We start from the raw sequence: 320 nt of genomic DNA on the forward strand, positions 1-320 counted from the left end.
CGCGCGGGTAGCGCGGGACGCCGACGACCGACGCCGCGGTCAGACTCACCACCAAGCCCAGTGCGGTGAGCCGCAACGCCCACGCCGTACCGGCGGCGTCGGCGAGCACGCCGGCGAGCGCGGCACCGAGGGGCGCGCCGCCCCAGGCGATCAAGCGGGCCGTCGTGTTGACCCTGCCCTGGAGGTGGTCGGGCGTGATCACCTGCCGCGTGACGATGCCGTTGACGACCACCACGGTGAACGCGAGGTGGAAGACGGCGAGTACGACGAGTGCGGGCACCCACGACCCGAGCGAGGCCAGCACGAGCATGGGAGCGTGC

At 73.4% G+C, this 320-nt stretch carries 1 pseudogene; it reads right to left on the reverse strand.

What is annotated here, in order from left to right:
• Positions 1-320, reverse strand: a pseudogene (locus KSO97_RS17475) (hypothetical protein); the annotation flags it as partial.

This window comes from Nocardioides sp. R-C-SC26, from assembly GCF_021246465.1.
Lineage (GTDB): Bacteria > Actinomycetota > Actinomycetes > Propionibacteriales > Nocardioidaceae > Nocardioides.